This window comes from Mycolicibacterium rutilum, from assembly GCF_900108565.1.
GTDB classification, from domain to species: domain Bacteria; phylum Actinomycetota; class Actinomycetes; order Mycobacteriales; family Mycobacteriaceae; genus Mycobacterium; species Mycobacterium rutilum.
On the sequence record NZ_LT629971.1, the window covers coordinates 2,127,212 to 2,148,077 of the forward strand.

A 20,866-nucleotide genomic window follows, 5' to 3' on the forward strand; every position below is an offset into this window, starting at 1 on the left:
CACCGGTTACGCCTTTTCGTGAGCGGCCACCAGGTCGCGACGAAGGAGTGATTTCTCGATGAAGATGTCCGCAACGACCGTGCGACGCGGCCTGTACGGCATGTTCGCCGGCGGCCTTCTTGCTTTCGGCTCCGCCGCGATCGTCACGCCGGTCGTCAACGCCCAGCCGGCGCCGTCGCAGGACACCTCGTGCAGTGTGAGCGCGATCGCGACCACCTCGAGCACGGTGTCGGCGTCCACCAGCAGCTATCTGGCCTCCAACCCGGAAGCCAACGAGGCGTTGACGCAGATCGCGACACAGCCCCAGGAGCAGGCCACCGAGGCGTTCCGCGCCTACTTTGCGCAGAACCCGCAGGTCGAGTCCGAGCTCAAGGCGATCAACCAGCCGGTGACGGAGATCTCGAGCCAGTGCGGCGTCGAGCTGACCCCGACACCGATCTCCGCTGCGTTGACTGACGCGTAATCCGTTTCCGATCAACAACAGCCGCCCCGCCGTGAGGTGGGGCGGCTGCTGTGTGTGACGGCTGATCAGGCCGGGAGCGGGACGAACCAGTTCGGGTTCACCCAGACGCCCCAGGCTGCCGGACCCGGGTTCCAGACGACGTTGAGCGGGGCCGTCACCCCGGGAATGCCCGGCGGAAGCCAGACCACGGGCAACCCGAAGTAGGCCGGGTCATTCCAGTGCTCACCAGGATCGCCCCAGTGTCCCGGGGGAGTGTTGAGCGGATCCCACTTCTTGACCTGCCCCGGCGGGCCGAACGGGTTGTGCCCGGGCGGGTCGCCCGGCACCCAGATGTCGTCGTGTCCCGGCGGGTTCGGGCCGGGGAACTTCGGGTCGGCCTGCGCCAACCCGCTACCCAGGCCGAAAACGGACAATCCCAGCGCACCGGCCATGGCCGTGGTGGCTGCGAGCTTGGTGATCTTCACGGTGAACTCCTTGTTCAGTGTTCTTCTGAAGACCCCCCGACCATCGTTCGGAGTACCCGTTGCGGTGGGCGTGAAAACTCAGGGCTTGGCCCCGCCGAGTTGCCCGGTGACCGCGTCGGCGGTCGCCACCAGCGCCTGGGCTCGTTCGGTGATCTCGTTGTCGGTCAACGACTTCCCGATGTGCAGCGAGGCGACCATCACCTGGCGTCGGTAGTGGTCGAAGACCGGCGCGGAGATGACGCTGATGTCGTGACGCCGTCGGCCACCGGCGTTTTCGTCGCGCACATAGACCCGCTCACCGATGTCGGAGACCAGTTCGCCGAGCAGCGCGCGGAGTTCGTCGGGCAGATCGGTCGACATGCCCGCCATCAGCGAGTACAGCCGCCGTCCACCCGGAGTGAGGCGTTCGACCAGGTATCCGTCGGCGCGGCATGCCGCGATCACCCGGTTCAGCCGCTCGGTGTTGGTGCGCAGCGGCAGCGTCGGCTCCTTGGCCAACCAGTCGCGCTCGGCTTCGTCGTCCCACAGCACGAACATCAGCCCGACCGGCGGCGCGAACGGGTAGCTCTGACCGACCTCCACGCCCGGGCGGGCGCCGGGTGGTGCCACGAGGTCGAGCACGGTGATCCGGTCGTCGATCACCCCGGACAGCGCCGCGGTGACACCGAAGCGCGACGACAACCGGCGCAGGTGCTCGCGGGCGGCCGGGCTGACCCGCATCGACTCCTGGGCCCGGTGTCCGAGCGTGATCAAGGACGGACCGAGCCGATAGGTCTTGTCGGACGGATCGCGCACCAGGTAGCCCGCCTCGCTCAGCGAGGTGACGATGCCCAGGCAGGTCGGCTTGCTCAGTCCGATGCGGCGGGCCAGTTCTGAGACGCCGAAGCGCTGGCCCGGGTTTCCCGCCAGGAAGTCCAGGATGCGCACGACGCGCTCGGTGGGCGGCGAAGCCCGACCCGACGGCTCAGTGGGCGGCACCGCGACAGACTAACTCGCGTTCCATATTTGGACCACAGCGGTCAGTATATTGACTCTGTTTGGAACAGGTTCTAGTTTCGGCAGGGTGTACTCGCAGCCACTGACCGAGGCGATCACGGAGGCCGAACGCCTGGTCGCCGAAGCGCCGTTCATCGAATCCGAGGCCGATCTGCTCGAAGGCCTGCAATATCTGGCCGGATGCGTCGCTGCCTGCACGCATCTGGCGTTCGACTACGACCGCGACCATCCGTTCATCCAGTCCGGCACCGGACCGTTCACCAAGATGGGCCTGGACAATCCGGATGCGCTGTACTTCGGCGCCCGGGTGCAGCCGGGTCACGAGTACGTCGTCACCGGCAAGCGCGGCACCACGACCGATCTGGCGTTCCAACTGCTCGGCGGTGAGTACACCGACGACAACGTCCCGCCGAGCCAGGCCGCGTTCGACGACCGGGAACTCGACATCGCCGAGGACGGCACGTTCGAGTGGCGCGTCAGTCCGACCAGCCCGTCGCAGTTGGTCATCCGCGAGGTCTACAACGACTGGTCGGCGCAGCGCGGCTACGTCAACATCGCGCGTATCGACACCGCGGGCACCGCACCGCCGCCGCTGACCAAGGCGCAGATCGAGAAGCGCTACGCGGTGGCCGGAAAGCAACTGGTGCAACGGGTCAAGACCTGGCTGCAGTTCCCGCAGTGGTTCTACAACACCCTGCCGGTGAACACGATGGTGGCGCCGCGGCTCACCCCGGGCGGACTGGCGACGCAGTACTCCTCGGTCGGGCATTTCGACCTGACGCCCGAGCAGGCGATGGTCATCACGCTGCCGGTGAGCGACGCGCCCTACCTAGGCTTCCAACTGGGCAGCCTGTGGTACATCTCCCTGGACTACATCAACCACCAGACGTCGCTGAACGGCACTCAGGCGCAGGCGGATCCGGACGGCAAGATCCGGATCGTGGTGTCCGACGCCAACCCCGGCGTGACGAACTGGTGCGAGACGCTCGGCCACCGCAAGGGCTATCTGCAGTTCCGGTGGCAGCGGCTGTCACGGGAACTCACCGAGGCCGACGGGCCGACCGTCGAGGTCGTCGACATCGACAAGGTCGCGGGCGCACTGCCGTACCACGACAGCAACAAGATCTCCGAGGCCGACTGGCAGGACCGAATCGCGTTGCGGCAACAGCAGATCCAGAACAGGATGGTGGGCTGATCATGGGACTGCTCCAGGACAAGGTCATCGTCATCAGCGGGGTCGGTCCCGCGCTGGGCACCACGCTCGCGCGGCGGTGCGCCGAAGAGGGCGCGGACCTGGTGCTCGCCGCGCGGACCGTCGAGCGGCTCGAGGACGTCGCCAAGCAGGTCACCGATCTGGGCAGGCGGGCGCTGTCGGTGGGCACCGACATCACCGACGAAGCGCAGGTCGCCAACCTCGTCGACGAGGCGATGACGGCATACGGCAAGGTCGACGTGCTGATCAACAACGCGTTCCGGGTGCCGTCGATGAAACCGTTCGCCAACACCACGTTCGAGCACATGCGCGACGCGATCGAGTTGACGGTGTTCGGGGCGCTGCGGCTGATCCAGGGGTTCACGCCGGCGCTGGCCGAGGCGAAGGGATCCGTCGTCAACGTGAACTCCATGGTGGTGCGCCACTCGCAGGCCAAGTACGGCGCCTACAAGATGGCCAAGTCGGCGCTGCTGGCGATGTCGCAGACACTCGCCACCGAACTCGGCGATCAAGGCATCCGCGTGAATTCGGTTCTGCCGGGCTATATCTGGGGCGGCACCCTGAAGAGCTACTTCGAACACCAGGCCGGCAAGTACGGCACCAGCGTCGACGACATCTACAACGCGGCGGCCGCGGGCTCGGACCTCAAGCGGCTGCCCACCGAGGACGAGGTGGCCTCGGCGATCCTGTTCATGGCCAGCGACCTGTCCAGCGGCATCACCGGGCAGGCGTTGGACGTCAACTGCGGGGAGTTCAAGGCATGAGAACCGATGTCGGCACCGTCGAGGATCTGCACGCCTCGGCGACCAAGGCGTGCGGTCTCGACGACTTCGGCAGCGACGACGACAACTACCGCGAGGCGCTCGGCGTGCTGCTCGAGTCCTACCGCCGCGACGCCGATCTCACCGAGTTCGGCAGCAAGATGCAGCGGTTCTTCGTGCGCAACGCGCTGGTTGCCCGGCTGGTGAGCGAGGCAGCCTGGAAGCAGCACCCGCAGCACGCCGACGTCGCGATCGAGAAGCCGATCTTCGTGACAGGTCTGCCCCGCACGGGTACCACCGCGATCCACCGGCTGCTGGCCGCCGATCCGCGCCACCAAGGCCTCGAGCTCTGGCTCGCGGAGTTCCCGCAGCCCCGTCCGCCCCGCGAAACCTGGCCCGACAACCCGGTTTTCGCCCAGCTCGACGCCCAGTTCAGCAAGGCGCACGCAGAGAACCCGGACTACACAGGCCTGCACTACATGACCGCCGACGAGGTCGAGGAATGCTGGCAGCTGCTGCGCCAGTCGCTGCACTCGGTGTCCTACGAGACGCTGGCCCACATTCCGACGTACTCGCAGTGGCTGGCCAAGCAGGACTGGACGAAGCCGTATCAGCGGCATCGCAAGAACCTGCAGCTGATCGGGCTCAACGAACCCGAGAAGCGGTGGGTGCTGAAGAACCCCAGCCATCTGTTCGCGCTCGACGCGCTGTTCAACACCTACCCCGACGCGCTGGTGATCCAGTGCCACCGGCCGGCGGAGACGATCATGGCGTCCATGTGCTCGCTCGCCCAGCACACCACCGAGGGCTGGTCGAACACCTTCGTCGGCGACGTGATCGGTCAAGACTCGCTGGAGACCTGGTCGCGCGGGCTCGAACTGTTCAATGCCGAACGCGCCAAACACAATCCGGCCCAGTTCTACGATCTGGACTACTTCGCGCTGATCAAGGATCCGATCGGCGTCGTCGAGGACGTCTACCAGTCCTTCGGCATCGAGTTCACCGACGCCGCCCGCGAGGCGATGACCGCCACGCACGAGGCCAGCAAGCAGGGCCCGCGGGCACCCAAGCACACCTACTCGCTGGCCGACTACGGCCTGACCGGCGAGCAGGTCAAGGAGCGCTTCCGCGGGCTGTGAAGTCCGGCCGGTTCAGGCGGTGGTGTTGGCCAGCGTCTTGATACGTTCGAGTGCGTCCTCGGCCAGCGTCCGCACGTCGTAGCCGTTGGCGCGCCCGCACGTCGAGATCTCGATGGCCGCGTTGTATGCGGCGACGAACGCGCTGTCGCACGCCCAGTCCTGGCTGCTGAACGACCACAGCAGGATTTCGGGCGAACCGGATTCGACGGGCGCGTGCAGCTCGAAGGCGTACTCGCGTTCGGCCATGCTGGTGACCCAGATGGTCCGGCCGCGACACGCCTCGATCGTGCGCTGCGCCTGTGCCAGAGCATCTTTGGCGTTGTAGTCGGAGCGGTAGACGCCGACCATCTCCTCGACGTAGACCTCGCGGCCGTCGAAGTCGGTCATCCAGTGACCACCGTCGTAGGCCGCGGGGTTCAAGTCGGCGATGAACGGCGGGTCGGCCTCGCGGGCGACACCGGCGCAGTCGTCGGGTTCGACGGTGACGAACAGGTTGCCGTCGGTCTTGTCCACCTTCGGGCTCAGCAGGTCACCGATCTGTCCGGTGGTGATCGGCGCGACCGGCGGCTCGGCCTGCGGTGTGGGGGCGTCCACCACGCGGGTGCAGCCCGCGGCACTCATCGCGAGCAGACACAAAGTGACCAGAAAACGGCGCATTTGCGGGCACTTTACGTCTTCTGGCGGGAAGACGGCTACCCGTCGCCGGGGGAGGGGGCCGAGGAGATCTCCTCCAGGCAGCCCTCGGCGACAGCGTGTTTGATGCTGTCGGCCAGCCGGGGGCAGCCCTTTTCGCGGGCGGGGTCCCCGCCGGAGTCCCGGATCTCGGCGAAGTACGCGCACCGCCGGGTCGCCTCGGTGCTCCACTGCACCGAGGTGTGCGCGGGGCCGAGTTTCTTCACCTCGACCGCGACGTGGCAGAACCGGCAGTCGACCGACACCAGCCCGGAGCGCAGGTAGCGGTCGCGGTCGCGCTGGGTGGCCTCGCGCAGTGCAGCCGAGCGCTCCCCGCCGAAAGACCGTGCCTTGAGGGTGGATCCGGCGCTGGAGTCGTGCGAGTGCTCGTCGTCGTCGTGTCCGCCGTGCAGGAGCAACATCGCCCGGGCCAGCCGGTCCACATCGGGTGCTTCCTCGCGCGGGTCCATCAGGAGGGCTGCTCGGCCGTCTCTTTCTCGTCGGCTTCGGCTTCCTGCCGCTTGAGGTTCTCCTGCACCTCGACGTTCCACTTCTCGTTGGCCGCCGTGGTGTCGACCTCGATCTCGAAGCGGTCGGTCATCTCGGGCGTGACATCGGCGACGTCGACATAGAACTGCTGATACCACCGGCGCATCTGGTACACCGCGCCGTCTTCCTCGACCAGCAGCGGATTGTCGATGCGGGTCTTGTGCTTCCAGATCTCGACGTCCTGCAGGAAGCCCTTGCTGACACCCTCGGTGAACACGTCGGCCAGCCGTTCGGTGGTCTTCTCGTCGAGGCCCTTGGGCTTCTCGACGATGACGCCCCACTGCAGCACGAACGAGTTCTGCGTGACGGGATAGTGGCAGTTGATCAGGATCGACTCGGCCTTGTAACCGCCGTAGTTGTTGTGCAGCCAGTTGATCATGAACGACGGGCCGAAGTACGACGCCTCCGAATCCAGGTGCGCCTCACCGTAAGTCGTGCCCATGTCGTTGACGTCGGCCCTGCCGACGTTGTGCAGGTACTGCGACGCGATGTGTCCTTCGAAGACGTTCTTGAAGTACGTCGGCAGCCCGTAGTGGATGTAGAAGAAGTGCGCCATGTCGGTGACGTTGTCGATGATCTCCCGGCAGTTGGCGTTCTCGATCAGGATCGAGTTCCACTTCCAGTCGGTCCAGTCGTCGCTTTCGACCTCGGGAATCTCGGGGATGCGCACCTCGGGCTGCGGCGGGTTGCCCTCGTGGTCGTGCCAGACGAACAGCAGGCCGCCGCGCACGTCGGTCTCCCAGGCGCGGGTGCGGGCCAGTCGCGGGGTGCGCTTGGCGTAGGGCACCAGCTTGCACTTGCCGTCGCCGCCCCAGCGCCAGTCGTGGAACGGGCAGGCGACCTCGTCGCCCTTGATCGTGCCCTGCGCCAGGTTGCCGCCCATGTGCCGGCAGTAGCCGTCGAGGACCTTCACGTCGCCCTTGGAGTCGGCGAACACGACCAGCATGGTGCCGAAGATCTCGATGCCGTGCGGCTTGCCGTCCAGGAAGTTCTGCACGGGGCCGAGGCAGTGCCAGCCCCGGGCGTACCGGTCCGGCAGCGCGCCGGTGTCGATCTCGCGAATCCCGGCTGTATCGGTAGTCACGGTGGGCCTCCCGGTTCTGTGTCTCTAACTAGAACACGTTACAGTTTTTCCCGCTGGACGCGCAATCTATGCAGGTAATTCGCTTCTTCGCGTGGGCTCTAACGCGAGTCAACTGCTGTATAACCGAACAATGCCGTTGTACTCCTTCGAGGGCCGCGCACCGTCCATCGATCCGACCGCGTTCGTCGCCCCGACGGCGACGCTGGTCGGCGATGTCCACGTGGAGGCCGGCGCCTCGGTGTGGTTCAACGCGGTGCTGCGCGCCGACTTCGCCCCGATCGTGGTCCGCGAGGGCGCCAACGTCCAGGACTGCTGTGTGCTGCACGCCCCGCCGGGCATACCGGTGGACGTGGGTCCCGGCGCCACCATTGCGCACGGGTGCGTCGTGCACGGGGTGCACATCGGTGCGGCCGCGGTGCTGGCCAACCACTGCACGGTGCTCGACGGCGCGGTCATCGGCAGGCGCAGCCTGATCGCGGCGCATTCGCTGGTCGTCGGTGGCACCAAGATTCCCGACGAGGTGCTGGTCACCGGTGCGCCGGCGAAGGTCCGCGGCCCGATCGCCGGGACGGGCGCCGAGATGTGGGTGAACACCAACCCCGCCGCCTACCAGGAACTTGCCCGCCGCTACACGGCCGGGCTACAAGAGGTCGAGGAGTAACCCGCTACGGCGACGGCAGGCCCGTGCGCAGCGCGATCTCCTGCATCTTGCCGATCGTGATCACGAACTGGTCGGTGGTCGCGTCGCCCAGTGCGCTCTGGAACTCCAGCCGCACCAGCGCCGGACCCTGGGTGAACAGCAACAGCGTGGCCGCCGTGCTGTCGTCGGGCGAGGTCCCGACGGCCAGGGTGCCGTCGGTGCCCACCGGAGCGGGCCGCGGCGAGGCGCCCTTGACCACCGAGCCGATGCTGGGCAGCGCGTCGCGCAGGGTTCTGCTCGCGGTCTCGGCGTCCGGGTAGATCACGATCGTGTCCGAGATCGCGCGGGTGTCGTCCTGGTTGACGAACAGCGCGCTGGCCCCCGGCAACCCGGCCGGACCGGGATTCGTCGACTGCACCGTGAAGGTGTCTTCCTCGTCGCTGATGTCGGCGGCCGTGAGCAGCAGGCGGCTGTAGTCCGCGGCCGGGTCGGCGGTGCCGGTGGTGGTGGTCGGCGCAGCCTGCTTCGACGAGGCCGACGACGTCGCCGACGGCGCACTGATGCCTGCATCGGGGCTCGAGGGATCGCAGCCCACGACGGCTGCGCAGATCAGCGCCGCGGCGGCGGCGCCCAGCGATTTCGAAGTCAGACGGGTCAAAGCGATCGGTTCCAGTTTCGTGGCTCGGTGGCGGTCATCAAACAACGTACTGATCGGGCCGTAGCCGCTGGACAACGCGCGGTTGGCGGTACCTTTGTCGGCATGACAATCGGCCGAGTCGCCGAACTGTGGCGTTATCCGGTCAAATCGCTGGGCGGCGAACGCGTCGAGCACGTCGACGTCGGCCCGCGGGGAATCCTCGGTGATCGGCTGTGGGCGGTGCGCGACCTCGAACGCGACGTGACCGCGTCGGCGCGCCGGATCCCGGCCCTGCTCGGCGCGTCCGCGCGCTACGTCGGCCCGGTCGGGGCGGACGCCGGCCCGGGCAACGCGCCCGAGGTGGCGATCACCTTCCCCGACGGCAGCACGGTGTTCAGCGGTGATCCCGCGGTGGACGCCAAGCTCTCTGAACTGGCCGGCCGCGCGGTGCGCCTGACGGCGCTGCCGCCGGCCGACGACACCAGCCTGCACCGGCTGAGCAAGCACGAGCGCGACAACGCGTCGATCGCCGCGCTGCGTACCGATCTCGGCGTCGACGCGCACGAGAAGATGCCCGACGTGTCGATGTTCCGGATCGCCGACCTCGCGATGTTCGCCCGGTTCTCCACGCCGCCGGGCATGTTCGTCGACTTGGCGCCGGTGCACGTGCTCACCCAGACCAGCCTGGCCACCATCGGCGCGGAGATCGGCGCCGACGTCGACGTGCGCAGGTTCCGGCCCAACATCCTGCTCGCCCTCGACGACCCGGCCGCCGACCTGCCCGAAACGCACTGGACCGGTGGACATCTCATGCTCGGCGGGGCGGTGCTCGAGGTGACGATGCCGACGATCCGCTGCGTGGTACCCAGTCGGGCTCAGCCGGGCTTCGAGGTCGACCGCCGGATCACCAAGGCGGTGGCCAACCGCGGCGAACGCTGCCTGGGCAGCTACTGCTGGGTCGACACCGCGGGCACCGTGCGAACCGGCGACGCCGTTTCGCTGCGTCCGGCCGCGGCGCCCAAACGTGTCCTGGGCGACGCCGCCAGGCGCGCCAAACGCTTCACGCTCGGGCTGGCCACCGCGGCCGCGGACCGGTTGACCCGCTAGAGTTTTCGCGCGCTCGCCGTCGCGCGGTCCAGTTCCCAGTAGGCGCGCAGCGCGACCAGCTTGCCGTCGTCGTCGACGCGGTAGGTGAACACGCCCTCGGCGGTCACCTCGTAGCCGGCGGAGCGGATGACGATGCTGCCGACGTTGGCTTCCTCGTTGCCGCACTGGTAGGTCTCGACGAAGTTGAACTGCAACTCGCTGGGCGCGATCGCCTTGTCCCAGAAGGCCGCGATGGCTTCCTTGCCGCGGTGTCCCTTGCCTTCGGGGTCGAAGTGCGACGGGCCGATCGGGTCCTCGACGACCGCGTCGTCGGCGAAGTTGTCCAGCCACGCCTGCTTGTCGCGCGCGATGGCCGCCTCGCGGGACCGCTTGCCCGCCAGGTGGACCGCGGCGTTCGGGTCGGTGACCGTCACTGCTGCCAGCCCGAGTGGATGTAGGTGTCGGCGAAGCGCTTCATCGAGTCCTTCTTTGCCTCCACCGGCGCGTCGAAGCCCAAACCGTCGAACACCCACGGGATCACGATATTGTCGGTGACACCGGCCTCGGCGAGCTCGCGGTGCCCGTCGACGCCGAACTTGTCGATGCACACCGCCTGGAACTCGAACGGCGCATCGGCGCGGCCATTTTCGGCCAGCAGCGACTTGAGCTTGGCGATCGTCTCGGCCAGCTGCGCGCCGGTCATCATCGCGCTGGTCCAGCCGTCACCGACGTGGGCCGCGCGCCGCAGCGCCACGTCGGTGTGCCCGCCCACGTAGAACGGCACCGGTTCGGTGGGCGCCGGGCTCACTTGCAGCCGGTCGAAGTCGTAGAACTCGCCGTGGTACTCGACCATGCCGCCGGCCAACACGAGCTTGATCACCTCGATCATCTCGTCGACCCGCTTGCCGCGCTTGGCGTACGGCTGGCCGCACCACTCGAATTCCTCCGGCGCCCAGCCGATCCCGACGCCGAAACCGAACCGGTTGTTGGTCAGGTTGGCCACGGACCCGACCTGGCGGGCCATCAGCAGCGGATTGCGCGAACCGAGCTTCATCACGTTGGTGTAGAAGCGCAGCGTCGACGTCACCGCCCCCAATGCGGCCGCGGCGATCAGCGGATCGACCCAGGGCGAATTCTCATCGAACATCCGCTTGCCGTCGGCAGTGTAGGGATAGTCGACGGACTGCTTCTCGAAGTAGAAGATCGAGTCCGGCAGTGCGATGCTGTCGAAGCCGAGTTCTTCTGCCGCTTTGGCGATCTCGATCAGCTGGTCGAGTGGACTGAACGCGATGCTGATCGTGTACTTCACGGCTTGTCGCTCGCGACGACCCACATCGAGTAGTACTGCGAGCCACCGCCGTACGCGTGCCCGAGCGCCTTGCGGGCCCCCTGCACCTGATGGTCACCGGCCTTGCCCATCACCTGGATCGCGGCCTCGGCGAAGCGGATCATGCCCGACGCGCCGATCGGGTTGCTCGAGAGCACACCGCCGGAGGCGTTGAGCGGGATGCGGCCGCCGATCGCGGTCTCACCCGCCTCGGTGAGTTTCCAGCCCTCACCCTCCGGCGCGAAGCCCAGGTTCTCCAGCCACATCGGCTCGAACCAGGAGAACGGCACATACACCTCGGCGACGTCGATCTCGTCGATCGGGCTTGTGATGCCCGCCGCGGCCCACAGCGCCTTGGCGGCGTCGCGGCCGGCCTGCGGATTGACCTGGTCGCGCCCGGAGTAGGCCAGCGGTTCGGTGCGCAGCGCGGTGGCGTGGATCCAGGCGACCGGATTGCCGTCGGCCACTTGCTTGTCCGCGATCTCCTCGTTGCCGATCACCATCGCGCAGGCACCGTCGGACGACGGGCAGGTCTCGTCGAAGCGGATCGGGTCCCACAGCATCTGCGAAGCCATCACCTTCTCCAGCGTGATGTCGGGTTGGTGCAGATGCGCCAGCGGATTCTTCGCCCCGTTGAGCCGATCCTTGACCGCGACCATCGCGCCGATGTGGTTCGGCGCGCCCGAGCGCCGGATGTAAGCCCGCACGTGCGGTGCGAAGTAGCCGCCCGCGCCGGCGCCGACCGGCTTGGTGAAGGGCACCGGAATACTCAGCGCCCACATGGCATTCGACTCGGACTGCTTCTCCCACGCCATCGCCAGCACGCGCCGGTACTTGCCGGACTGCACCAGCGACGCCGCCACCACACCCGTCGACCCGCCGACCGAACCGGCGGTGTGCACGCGGATCAGCGGCTTGTTCGTGGCGCCCACCGCGTCGGCCATGAACAGCTCGGGCATCATCACGCCCTCGAAGAAGTCGGGGGCCTTGCCGACGACCACGGCATCGATGTCGTCCATCGTCGACCCCGAGTCCGCCAGCGCCTTGTCGATGGCCTCACGCACCAGGCCGTTCATCGACACGTCCTGGCGCTTGGCGACGTACTTCGTCTGCCCGGTGCCCAGCACCGCAGCGAGCTTCTTTGCCATCAGTCGCGTCCCTCCAGAACGGCCACCAGATTCTGTTGCAGCGCAGGCCCGCTCGTCGCGTGCGCGAGCACCCGCTGCGCCGAGCCGTTCCAGATGTGCTCGGCGGCGAAGCCGATGCGCTCCAGGCCGGCCGAGAACATCGGGTTGGCGGCGAGCGCACCGCCCGACGGGTTCACCTTCGTCGTGTCGGTGAGGCCGATCGCCTCGGTGAGGATCAACTGCTGGTGGGTGAACGGGGCGTAGACCTCGGCCACTTCGATGGAACCGGCGTCGCCGCCCGTCGCCGCCTGCGCCGACGCCGCCGTCGACGGTGAGGTGGTCAGATCACGCGCGCCCAGCACCGGCGTCTCGATGCGGTGCTCGATGCCGGTGATCCACGCGGGATTCTCGCGCAGCTCGCGTGCGCGGTCCCCGGCGGCCAGCACGATCGCCGACGCGCCGTCGGTGATCGGCGCGATGTCGTGGCGGCGCAACGGATCCGCGAAGTAGGGCCGCTCGAGCAGTTCGTCGATCGACTTGGCCGGTTTCTCGTTGTCGGTGCGTCCGGCGGCCGCCATCGACTCGAGCGCCACCTGCGCCATCTGCTCGGCGGTCCACTTGCCCGAGTCCAGGCCGAGCCGGGCCTGCAGGCCCGCGATCGACACCGAGTCCGGCCAGAGCGGCGCGACGCTGTACGGGTCGGTCTGCAGCGCCAGCACCCGGCGCAGCGTGCCCGCGCTGGACTTGCCGAAGCCGTACACCAGCGCCGTCTCGACCTCGCCGGTCAGCACCTTGATGTAGGCCTCATACAGCGCCCACGCCGCGTCCATCTCGACGTGCGACTCGTTGATCGGTGGCACCGCGCCGATCGAGTCGATCGCCGAGATGAACGAAAACGCCCGGCCGGCAAGGTAGTCCGAGGACCCCGAGCACCAGAACCCGATGTCGGTCTGCTGCAGGCCGAGCTCGTCGTAGAGCCGGTGGAAACACGGCATCAACATCTCGACGCCGTTGGTGGTCCCGTCGGTACGGCGCACATGCGGCGCATGCGCGAAACCGACGACCGCTACTCCGTTTTCGGAAGTCATCAGTGCCCTTTACAGGTGGTGCTTGTAGGAGTCGTAGTCGGCGTCGGGTTCACCCGTCGGCCGGAAGTGGTCGATGTTGTCGATGCCCAGGCCCCACTCCTCGCGGGGCTTCCACACCGCCTCGACCCGCATGCCCATCCGCACGTCGGCCGCCTCGATCTCGGTGACCAAATGCAGGAACGGGATGTCGGCGCCGTCGAGCAGCACGTAGGCGGCCACGTACGGCGGTTTGATGCGCTGCCCGGCGAACGGGATGTTGATCACCGCGAACGTGGTGACCGTGCCTTTGTCCGGCAGTTCGACGAACTCGTCGAGTTCCAGGCCGGTGGCCGGGTCGGCCTCCTTCGGCGGGAAGTACACCTTGCCGGGCTTGCCGTCGCGGCCCTTCTTGCTCCGCGCGCCCAGCAGCTTGCCCTCCTCCAGGGCGCGCAGGAACACGCTCTCGGGAAGCGATGCGGTGTGCTGGATTTCGATCGATGACGGCGTCACCTGCACGGTCACCGGGTCGCGATCGTCGGAGGCGCCCTCGGGTTCAGCCTCGTCGCCGAGCGTGAAGTAGGCGATGTCGGTGATCGCCCCGACCGGTTCGTCCACCCAGTGCGCAGCGACCCGGGCGCCGGTGCTGATGGCGTCGGCGGAGCCCGCGTCCACCGCGTGCAGCAGCGGGGTGTCGGCGCCGTCGAGTTTGATCAGCGCCCACGCGAACGGACGGTCCAGCGGCTGGCCCTCCAACGGCGCAGGCTGCCACGTCCACGACACCACGGTGCCGACGCCTGCCACCGGTACGATCTCCGTCAATCGCTCGTAGGTGACCGGATCGAACTCGGCAGGTGGCACGTGCACCCGTCCGTCCGACCCTCGCACGCCGAGAATGCGTCGTTCGCGCAGGGCGGTGAAGAACTGCGACAGGAGTGGTCCGACTGAACGGGTGTAGTCGAATGACAGCTTCAGCGGCGCCGAAAGTGGCGGCTGATGGGGATCGATCTGCACCGGGCTGCTTTGGCTGGTGGTCACGGCATCGAGTAGAACAGGTTCTAACAATGGTTTCAAGACACCGTTATGAGGTCTGCCGATGAAGCTCGGACTGCAGTTGGGTTATTGGGGCGCCACGGCGCCCGAGAACCACGCGGAACTGGTCGCCGCCGCCGAGGAGGCCGGCTTCGACACGGTGTTCACCGCCGAGGCGTGGGGGTCGGACGCGTACACGCCGCTGGCCTGGTGGGGACGCGAAACCAAGCGGATGCGGTTGGGCACGTCGGTCATCCAGCTGTCGGCTCGCACCCCTACGGCATGCGCGATGGCGGCGCTGACGCTCGACCACCTCTCCGGCGGGCGGCACATCCTCGGGCTCGGGGTGTCGGGACCGCAGGTCGTGGAGGGCTGGTACGGCCAGCGGTTCCCCAAACCGCTCGCCCGCACCCGCGAGTACATCGACATCCTGCGGCAGGTGTGGGCCCGCGAGGCCCCGGTGCACAGCGACGGCCCGCACTATCCGCTGCCGCTGACCGGTGAGGGCACGACCGGTCTCGGCAAGAACCTCAAGCCGATCACCCATCCGCTGCGCGCCGACATCCCGGTGATGCTCGGCGCCGAGGGGCCGAAGAACGTCGCGCTGGCCGCCGAGATCTGCGACGGCTGGCTGCCCATCTTCTACTCGCCGCGCATCGCGGGCATGTACAACGAGTGGCTCGACGAGGGCTTCGCCCGCCCGGGTGCGCGCCGCAGCCGTGAGGACTTCGAGATCTGCGCGACGGCGCAGGTGGTGGTCACCGACGACCGCGCAGGTGTGCTGGAGCTGATCAAGCCGCACCTGGCGCTCTACATGGGCGGAATGGGCGCCGAGGACACCAACTTCCACGCCGACGTGTACCGCCGGATGGGCTACGCCGAGGTCGTCGACGACGTCACCAAGCTGTTCCGCTCCGACCGCAAAGACGAGGCCGCCAAGATCATCCCTGACGAGTTGGTCGACGACTCGGCGATCGTCGGCGACCTGGCCTATGTCCAGGAGCAGATCAAGGCCTGGGAGGCCGCGGGCGTGACGATGATGGTCGTCGGCGCTCGCTCGCCCGAGCAGATCCGCGACCTGGCCGGCCTCGTCGGCGCGCACGGGTAGACACTTCCTTGCTAGTTGTTTACCCGGCGTTCTAGATTGGCGCGGTGACTCAGCACACAATCGCCGGCACCGTGCTCACGATGCCGGTACAGGTCCGCACCGCCAGCCAACACACCGCGATGTTCGCCGTCGACGCCGATGCCGCTCAGCGGATGATCGACTACAGCGGCCTGCAGGTGTACCGCCCGCTGCCGGGGCGCGCGATCGCGACGCTGATCATGACTCACTTCATCGACAGCGATCTCGGTGCCTACTACGAGTACAGCACCTGCGTGAGTGTGACTCCGCCCGGGTTGAAGCCGGGTCTGCGTTCTCTGCAGACAGCGTTCGTCCACCACATGTTCGTCGACCAGTCATTCACCCTCGAGGCCGGCCGGACAATTTGGGGTTTTCCAAAAATCATGGCCGACTACACCATTCGCGATGGCGCGCGGTTCGGTTTCGATGCCAGGATCGACGGCCAATTCGTGATCGGTATGGAGTTCTCGCCGGGATTCAAGATTCCTGCGGCCTCGCGCAAACAGGAGCTCCTGTCGTATTCGTGTCTGGACGGCGTCCCGCGCGAAAGCCAGTTCGAGATGTTGCCGGCCGACGTCCGTTACCGATTCGGCGGTGTGCGTGTACGACTCGGGGACCATCCCATCGCGCAGGAACTCGCGTCGCTGGGCTTACCCAAACGGGCGCTTGTCTCGATGTCCGCCGGCAACGTGGAGATGTCGTTCGCAGACGCGCAGGAGGTCCGGCCATGACGATGACGACGCCGCAGACCAAACCCGACGTCGACCTCACCGACGGCGCGTTCTACGCCGGCGACTCACGGTCGGCCTACAAGTGGATGCGCCAGCACGAGCCGGTCTTCCGCGACCGCAACGGCCTGGCCGGGGCGGCGAGCTACGCCGCGGTCATCGAGGCCGAACGCCATCCCGAGCTGTTCTCCAACGCGGGCGGCATCCGGCCCGATCAGCCCGGCGTCGAGATGATGATCGAGATGGACGACCCGCAGCACCTGTTGCGGCGCAAGCTGGTCAACTCCGGCTTCACCCGCAAGCGGGTCAAGGATCTCGAGGGATCCATTGAGACGCTGTGTGATTCGCTGATCGACGCGGTCTGCGAGCGGGGCGAGTGCGACTTCGTCTGGGACCTGGCCGCTCCGCTGCCGATGGCGGTGATCGGTGACATGCTCGGCGTGCGGCCCGAGGAACGCGAGATGTTCCTCAAGTGGTCCGACGATCTGGTCGGTGCGCTGAGCAGCACCGCGGACCCGGAGAAGTTCCAGCTGACGATGGACGCGTTCGCGGCCTACACCGAGTACATGATGGGCATGATCGCCGCCCGCAAGGAGCAGCCGACCGACGACCTGGTCAGCGTGCTCGTGCACGCCGAGGTCGAGGGTTCCAAACTCGAGGACCACCAGATCGTCACCGAGGTGCTGCTGCTGCTGATCGGCGGCGACGAGACCACCCGCCACACGCTGTCCGGCGGGACGCGGCAGTTGCTGCGCCACACCGACCAGCACCAGCGACTGCTGAACGATTTGTCGTTGCTGCCCAACGCAATCGAGGAGATGCTGCGCTGGACCGCGCCGGTGAAGAACATGGCGCGCACCGTCACCGCCGACACCGAGTTCCACGGCACCGCCCTCAAGAAGGGCGAGAAGATGATCCTGCTGTTCGAGTCCGCCAACTTCGACGAGACGGTCTTCGAGAACCCCGAGACGTTCGACATCGAGCGCTACCCGAACAACCACCTGGCGTTCGGCTTCGGCACGCACTTCTGCCTGGGGAACCAGCTGGCGCGACTGGAGCTGTCGATCATGCAGACCAAGCTGCTCCAGCGGCTGCCGGATCTGCGGCTGGCCTCCGACGATGAACTCCCGCTGCGGCCGGCGAACTTCGTCTCGGGTCTGGAGAAAATGCCGGTGGTGTTCACCCCGACCGCGAAGGTGCTCGGCTGACGACGGGCGCAGCCGGCCGCACCCGCGGCCGCAGCGCCATGCTCATGGCCAGCGAGACGACCCCGATTCCGACGCAGATCCACAGCGCCAGAGCAAAACTCGCCTGAGTGCCGGAGCCGACGACGGGCCCGGCCCAGGCGAAGCCCAGCGACGATCCGATGCCGTACGCGGCGTTGGCGATGCCTGGGAGCGCGCCCGGCTCGTCGTCGGGCGCCTGCACCACGCCCAGGATGCTCATCGCCGTCATCGCCACACCCATGTACGCGAATCCCAGCAGCGCGACGAAGATCGCCAGCAGCATCCGGTCGTGGGAGAACATCGCGATCAGCGCGCCGACGACCACGCCGCCCACCTGCCCGATGCGCAGCAGCGTCACGTAGCCGATCCGCACCGCCAGCCTGCCGGCCAGCGGGGCGGTCGCCAGCTGGATCATCGCGGCCGGTGTGATGAACAGCAGCGCCGTGGTCAGCCCGTCGAGCCCGAATCCTGAGTCCGTGTCCTCGGCGATGTACGGAACGATGAAGCCGAGGATGACGAGGTACGAACCCATGTTCAGGATGGTCAGCACGATCAACGGCCAGGCCTCGCGGCTGCGCAGCGCATCGATGTTGACCAGGGGGTGAGCCGTGCGGCGCTCGACGACGACGAGCGCGGCGAGTGCGGCCATCGCGGCCAGGATCAATCCCAGCGCCAGCGGCGACGCCCATCCCGATCCGCTGCCCGCGGAGAAGAACAGGTTGATGCCCGCCACGCCGGTGGCGATCAGCGCGGCGCCCTTCCAGTCCATCCGCCCGGGTGCGGTGCGCTGGGTGTCGTCCGCGGGCAGCGCCGCCGCGCACAGCGCGATGCCGACGATCCCGACGACGCCGATGAGCACGAAGATCGAGCGGTAGCCGAAGTGGTCCGACAGATATCCGCCGACCAACCCGTCCACGCCCGCCACACCGCCGGTCATCGCCGTCACGATCCCGCTACACAGGCCGAACGTCTTGTCCTCCAGGCGTTCCCGCATGATCAGGAACGCCAGTCCGAACGTCACGTTGCTGACACCCTGCAGCAGCCTGCCGACCAGCACGACCGGCAGCGAGGTGCTGACGATGCACAGCGCCGTGCCGATCGTGAGCACCGTCAGCACGATGAACATCATCCGTTTGCGGCCGATGAAGTCGCTCCACCGCACCAGGACAACGTTGCCGACGGCGCCGGCGAGGTAGAAGTACGTCGACATCGCGGCGAACGCGCCGTCACCCAGTTGGGTCTCGATGTCGCGGATCGCCGGCGCCAGCATCGTGGCGTTCAACTCGAACGACATGACCGCGACCAGCAGCGCAGCAACCAGGAACGCCACCTGTCTCGGCGCAAGGGGGCGAGTCATAGCGCTGCACTCTAGCGCCAGAGCGGCCGCCATCTCAGCAAAATTGACGCCAACGTATGTAGTGAATTGTGTCGAGTTTGCTAAAGATGCTTGGCGCGGTCGGCATAATCGGCGGCTATGAGCGATCCGCGCGCCGATGTCGTCTCGCGTCAGTACGAGAAGTGGACCTACCCTTTCCCGGTCGGGGACCTCGACCACTGGAAGACCGTGGACTGGGACCGGATGGACCCGAGCCACGCGCACCGGCTGCTGTGGCCCGACCGTCCCTATCGGCCGGACCTCGACATCCTCATCGCCGGATGCGGCACGAACCAGGCCGCGCAGATCGCCTACATGAACCCGCAGGCGACCGTCGTCGGCGTCGACGTCAGCGACGCGTCGCTGGACCATCAGCGCTATCTCAAGGATCGGCACAAGCTGGCCAACCTGCACGTGCAGCGGCTGCCGATCGAGGAACTGCCCTCGCTCGGGCGCGATTTCGACCTGATCCTGTCCACGGGCGTGCTGCACCACATGGCCGATCCGCTCGTCGGCCTGCGCGCGCTGGCCGGCTGCCTGCGCCCCGACGGAGTCATCGGGCTGATGCTGTACGCGCACTGGGGCCGCACCGGGGTCAAGGCGTTGCAGTCGGCGTTCCACGACATGGGGCTGCAGCAGGACGACGACGGACTAGCGGTCGTCAAGGACGCGCTGGACTGGTTGCCCGCAAACCATCTGGTGCGCAATTACCTCAACATCGCCCACGACCTCGTCTTCGACGCCGGCGTCGTCGACACCTTCCTGCACGGGCGCGACCGCGACTACCGCGTCGAGGACTGCCTGGAGTTCGTCGAGTCGGCCGGACTGGTGTTCCAGCAGTGGCTCGTCAACGCGCCCTACTACCACCACGAGATCCTCGACCGGCCCCGCCCGCTCTACGACGCGCTCAACCGGCTCCCGGAGCGGGTGATGTGGTCGGTCAACGACCGGCTACGCACCACCAACGGGTGCCACTACTTCTTGGCCTGCAAGCCCGAGCGGCCCGTGCAGAGCTACCGCATCGACTTCACCACGCTCGACTGCCTGGCCTACGTACCGCAACTGCGCCATGGGTGCGGCGTCGCGGACCACGCGATCTATCGCTCGGATTACCGAATGACGCTGGACGACAACCAGTTCGCCGTCGTGCAGCAGATCGACGGGCGGCGCACGATCCGGGAAATCAGCGCGGCGGCACGGGCGGTGCCGACCGGGCCGCAGGGCAATGCCCCGACCGTCGAGAAATACACCAGGAAGCTCTTCGAGTCGCTGTGGCGACTGGACTTCCTGGCGATGGCCATCCCGGCCGCGGCCTGAGGCCGCTCAGCGCATCTTGAAGTTCGGCGCCCGCTTCTCCTTGAACGCGCGCGGCCCCTCCTTGGCGTCCTCGCTGAGGAACACCGGGATGCCGTTGGCGGTGTCCGGCTTGAACGCCTCCTCCTCGTGCATCCCCTCGGTCTCGCGGATGGTCTTGAGGATCGCCTGAACGGCCAACGGCCCGTTGTTGTTGATCACCTCGGCGATCTCGAGCGCCTTGTCCAGCGCGGTGCCGTCGGGCACCACGTAACCGATCAACCCGTACTCCTTGGCCTCGGCCGCGGTGATGTGGCGGCCGGTGAGCAGCAGATCACAGGCGATGGTGTAGGGGATCTGGCGGACCAGGCGCACCGCCGACCCACCCATCGGGTACAGGCTCCACTTGGCCTCGGAGATGCCGAACTTCGCGCTCTCGCCGGCGATGCGGATGTCGGTGCCCTGCAGGATCTCGGTGCCGCCCGCGATGGCGGGGCCCTCGACCGCGGCGATCAGCGGCTTGGTGAGGCGACGCCCCTTGAGCAGACCGTCGATGCGCGACGGGTCGTAGCTTCCGTCGGCGAACGAGTCACCCGGTGGCTTGGCGGTGGCGGCCTTGAGGTCCATGCCGGCGCAGAAGTAGCCGCCGGCGCCGGTGAGGATGCAGGTGCGGATCTCCGGATCGTTGTCCACCCGGTCCCAGGCCGCGACCATGATCGAGAGCATCTCGGTGGAAAGCGCGTTGCGTGCCTCCGGCCGGTTCAGCGTCAGGATCAGGGTGTGTCCGCGCTGCTCGATGAGGGCGTCGGGGCCCTTCTGGGGGTCAGTCACTGATGTCCGCCTTCCAGCGTCGATGCCACAGAC

23 protein-coding genes are annotated in these 20,866 nt (G+C 67.4%); 10 read left to right on the forward strand and 13 right to left on the reverse strand.

Annotated features, from left to right (window positions below):
• Positions 1-58 precede the first annotated feature (58 nt).
• Positions 59-463, forward strand: coding sequence for a hemophore-related protein (locus tag BLW81_RS10325; RefSeq protein WP_083407079.1), 405 nt, complete (start codon positions 59-61; stop codon positions 461-463).
• Positions 464-528: 65 nt separating this feature from the next.
• Here the strand turns inward: BLW81_RS10325 and BLW81_RS10330 are convergent, their stop codons facing one another.
• A complete protein-coding gene (locus BLW81_RS10330) occupies positions 529-927 on the reverse strand; it encodes a hypothetical protein (protein ID WP_083407080.1) in 399 nt (132 codons plus the stop codon).
• A 78-nt stretch (positions 928-1,005) separates the two neighbouring features.
• Positions 1,006-1,905 (reverse strand): IclR family transcriptional regulator, encoded by a 900-nt coding sequence (locus BLW81_RS10335; protein ID WP_083407081.1) that lies wholly within the window; start codon positions 1,903-1,905, stop codon positions 1,006-1,008.
• A gap of 85 nt (positions 1,906-1,990) precedes the next feature.
• On the opposite strand from BLW81_RS10335, the gene BLW81_RS10340 reads away from it, so the two are divergent.
• From BLW81_RS10340 to BLW81_RS10350, 3 genes are read left to right on the forward strand one after another with little or no spacing between them, the layout of a single operon-like run.
• On the forward strand, positions 1,991-3,118 hold the full coding sequence (locus tag BLW81_RS10340; RefSeq protein WP_083407082.1) for a hypothetical protein: 1,128 nt from the start codon (positions 1,991-1,993) through the stop codon (positions 3,116-3,118).
• A 2-nt stretch (positions 3,119-3,120) separates the two neighbouring features.
• Positions 3,121-3,900 (forward strand): SDR family oxidoreductase, encoded by a 780-nt coding sequence (locus BLW81_RS10345; RefSeq protein WP_083407083.1) that lies wholly within the window; start codon positions 3,121-3,123, stop codon positions 3,898-3,900.
• Entirely contained in the window at positions 3,897-5,036 is a 1,140-nt protein-coding gene (locus BLW81_RS10350; protein ID WP_083407084.1) for a sulfotransferase family protein, read from the forward strand. Before BLW81_RS10345 ends, BLW81_RS10350 begins: the two co-directional genes overlap by 4 nt.
• A 12-nt stretch (positions 5,037-5,048) precedes the next feature.
• On the opposite strand, the gene BLW81_RS10355 is transcribed toward BLW81_RS10350, so the two are convergent.
• The 3 genes from BLW81_RS10355 to BLW81_RS10365 are packed head-to-tail and all read right to left on the reverse strand — an operon-like array spanning position 5,049 to position 7,341.
• Positions 5,049-5,693, reverse strand: a complete 645-nt coding sequence (locus BLW81_RS10355; protein WP_083407085.1) for a sensor domain-containing protein — start codon at positions 5,691-5,693, stop codon at positions 5,049-5,051.
• A 35-nt stretch (positions 5,694-5,728) separates the two neighbouring features.
• On the reverse strand, positions 5,729-6,178 hold the full coding sequence (locus tag BLW81_RS10360; protein WP_083407086.1) for a hypothetical protein: 450 nt from the start codon (positions 6,176-6,178) through the stop codon (positions 5,729-5,731).
• Positions 6,178-7,341, reverse strand: a complete 1,164-nt coding sequence (locus tag BLW81_RS10365; protein ID WP_083407087.1) for a 3-ketosteroid-9-alpha-monooxygenase, oxygenase component — start codon at positions 7,339-7,341, stop codon at positions 6,178-6,180. Before BLW81_RS10365 ends, BLW81_RS10360 begins: the two co-directional genes overlap by 1 nt.
• A gap of 130 nt (positions 7,342-7,471) precedes the next feature.
• Here BLW81_RS10365 and BLW81_RS10370 point away from each other — a divergent pair, with 130 nt between their 5' ends.
• Positions 7,472-8,002 carry a gamma carbonic anhydrase family protein gene (locus tag BLW81_RS10370; protein ID WP_083407088.1) on the forward strand — a complete coding sequence of 177 codons (531 nt, stop codon included), beginning with the start codon at positions 7,472-7,474 and terminating at the stop codon, positions 8,000-8,002.
• 4 nt (positions 8,003-8,006) lie between these two features.
• Here the strand turns inward: BLW81_RS10370 and BLW81_RS10375 are convergent, their stop codons facing one another.
• Positions 8,007-8,639: a hypothetical protein gene (locus tag BLW81_RS10375; protein ID WP_157897649.1), complete on the reverse strand. Its 633-nt coding sequence runs from the start codon at positions 8,637-8,639 to the stop codon at positions 8,007-8,009.
• Between the two features lie 102 nt (positions 8,640-8,741).
• Here BLW81_RS10375 and BLW81_RS10380 point away from each other — a divergent pair, with 102 nt between their 5' ends.
• Positions 8,742-9,725 (forward strand): MOSC domain-containing protein, encoded by a 984-nt coding sequence (locus BLW81_RS10380; RefSeq protein WP_173839599.1) that lies wholly within the window; start codon positions 8,742-8,744, stop codon positions 9,723-9,725.
• Here BLW81_RS10380 and BLW81_RS10385 read toward each other — a convergent pair.
• Genes BLW81_RS10385 through BLW81_RS10405 form a run of 5 tightly spaced genes read right to left on the reverse strand, consistent with a single transcriptional unit; the run spans position 9,722 to position 14,260 of the window.
• On the reverse strand, positions 9,722-10,138 hold the full coding sequence (locus tag BLW81_RS10385; protein ID WP_083407089.1) for a nuclear transport factor 2 family protein: 417 nt from the start codon (positions 10,136-10,138) through the stop codon (positions 9,722-9,724). The genes BLW81_RS10380 and BLW81_RS10385 overlap by 4 nt on opposite strands.
• On the reverse strand, positions 10,135-11,013 hold the full coding sequence (locus BLW81_RS10390; RefSeq protein WP_083407090.1) for a TIGR03619 family F420-dependent LLM class oxidoreductase: 879 nt from the start codon (positions 11,011-11,013) through the stop codon (positions 10,135-10,137). The genes BLW81_RS10385 and BLW81_RS10390 overlap by 4 nt, the downstream gene beginning before the upstream one ends.
• Positions 11,010-12,179 (reverse strand): thiolase family protein, encoded by a 1,170-nt coding sequence (locus tag BLW81_RS10395; protein ID WP_083407091.1) that lies wholly within the window; start codon positions 12,177-12,179, stop codon positions 11,010-11,012. The genes BLW81_RS10390 and BLW81_RS10395 overlap by 4 nt, the downstream gene beginning before the upstream one ends.
• Positions 12,179-13,246, reverse strand: coding sequence for a thiolase family protein (locus BLW81_RS10400; RefSeq protein WP_083407092.1), 1,068 nt, complete (start codon positions 13,244-13,246; stop codon positions 12,179-12,181). Before BLW81_RS10400 ends, BLW81_RS10395 begins: the two co-directional genes overlap by 1 nt.
• Before the next feature lie 9 nt (positions 13,247-13,255).
• Complete coding sequence (locus BLW81_RS10405; protein WP_083407093.1) at positions 13,256-14,260, reverse strand: Zn-ribbon domain-containing OB-fold protein; 1,005 nt, start codon at positions 14,258-14,260, stop codon at positions 13,256-13,258.
• Positions 14,261-14,318: 58 nt separating this feature from the next.
• On the opposite strand from BLW81_RS10405, the gene BLW81_RS10410 reads away from it, so the two are divergent.
• Genes BLW81_RS10410 through BLW81_RS10420 form a run of 3 tightly spaced genes read left to right on the forward strand, consistent with a single transcriptional unit; the run spans position 14,319 to position 17,316 of the window.
• Positions 14,319-15,362 carry an LLM class F420-dependent oxidoreductase gene (locus tag BLW81_RS10410; protein WP_083407094.1) on the forward strand — a complete coding sequence of 348 codons (1,044 nt, stop codon included), beginning with the start codon at positions 14,319-14,321 and terminating at the stop codon, positions 15,360-15,362.
• A 44-nt stretch (positions 15,363-15,406) separates the two neighbouring features.
• Positions 15,407-16,111, forward strand: coding sequence for an acetoacetate decarboxylase family protein (locus BLW81_RS10415; RefSeq protein ID WP_083407095.1), 705 nt, complete (start codon positions 15,407-15,409; stop codon positions 16,109-16,111).
• A complete protein-coding gene (locus BLW81_RS10420; RefSeq protein ID WP_083407096.1) occupies positions 16,108-17,316 on the forward strand; it encodes a cytochrome P450 in 1,209 nt (402 codons plus the stop codon). The genes BLW81_RS10415 and BLW81_RS10420 overlap by 4 nt, the downstream gene beginning before the upstream one ends.
• On the opposite strand, the gene BLW81_RS10425 is transcribed toward BLW81_RS10420, so the two are convergent.
• A complete protein-coding gene (locus BLW81_RS10425; RefSeq protein ID WP_083407097.1) occupies positions 17,288-18,691 on the reverse strand; it encodes an MFS transporter in 1,404 nt (467 codons plus the stop codon). The genes BLW81_RS10420 and BLW81_RS10425 overlap by 29 nt on opposite strands.
• A gap of 117 nt (positions 18,692-18,808) precedes the next feature.
• On the opposite strand from BLW81_RS10425, the gene BLW81_RS10430 reads away from it, so the two are divergent.
• Positions 18,809-20,026 (forward strand): class I SAM-dependent methyltransferase, encoded by a 1,218-nt coding sequence (locus BLW81_RS10430; RefSeq protein WP_083407098.1) that lies wholly within the window; start codon positions 18,809-18,811, stop codon positions 20,024-20,026.
• A gap of 6 nt (positions 20,027-20,032) precedes the next feature.
• Here BLW81_RS10430 and BLW81_RS10435 read toward each other — a convergent pair whose 3' ends face one another.
• On the reverse strand, positions 20,033-20,833 hold the full coding sequence (locus tag BLW81_RS10435; protein WP_083407099.1) for a crotonase/enoyl-CoA hydratase family protein: 801 nt from the start codon (positions 20,831-20,833) through the stop codon (positions 20,033-20,035).
• Positions 20,834-20,866 lie beyond the last annotated feature (33 nt).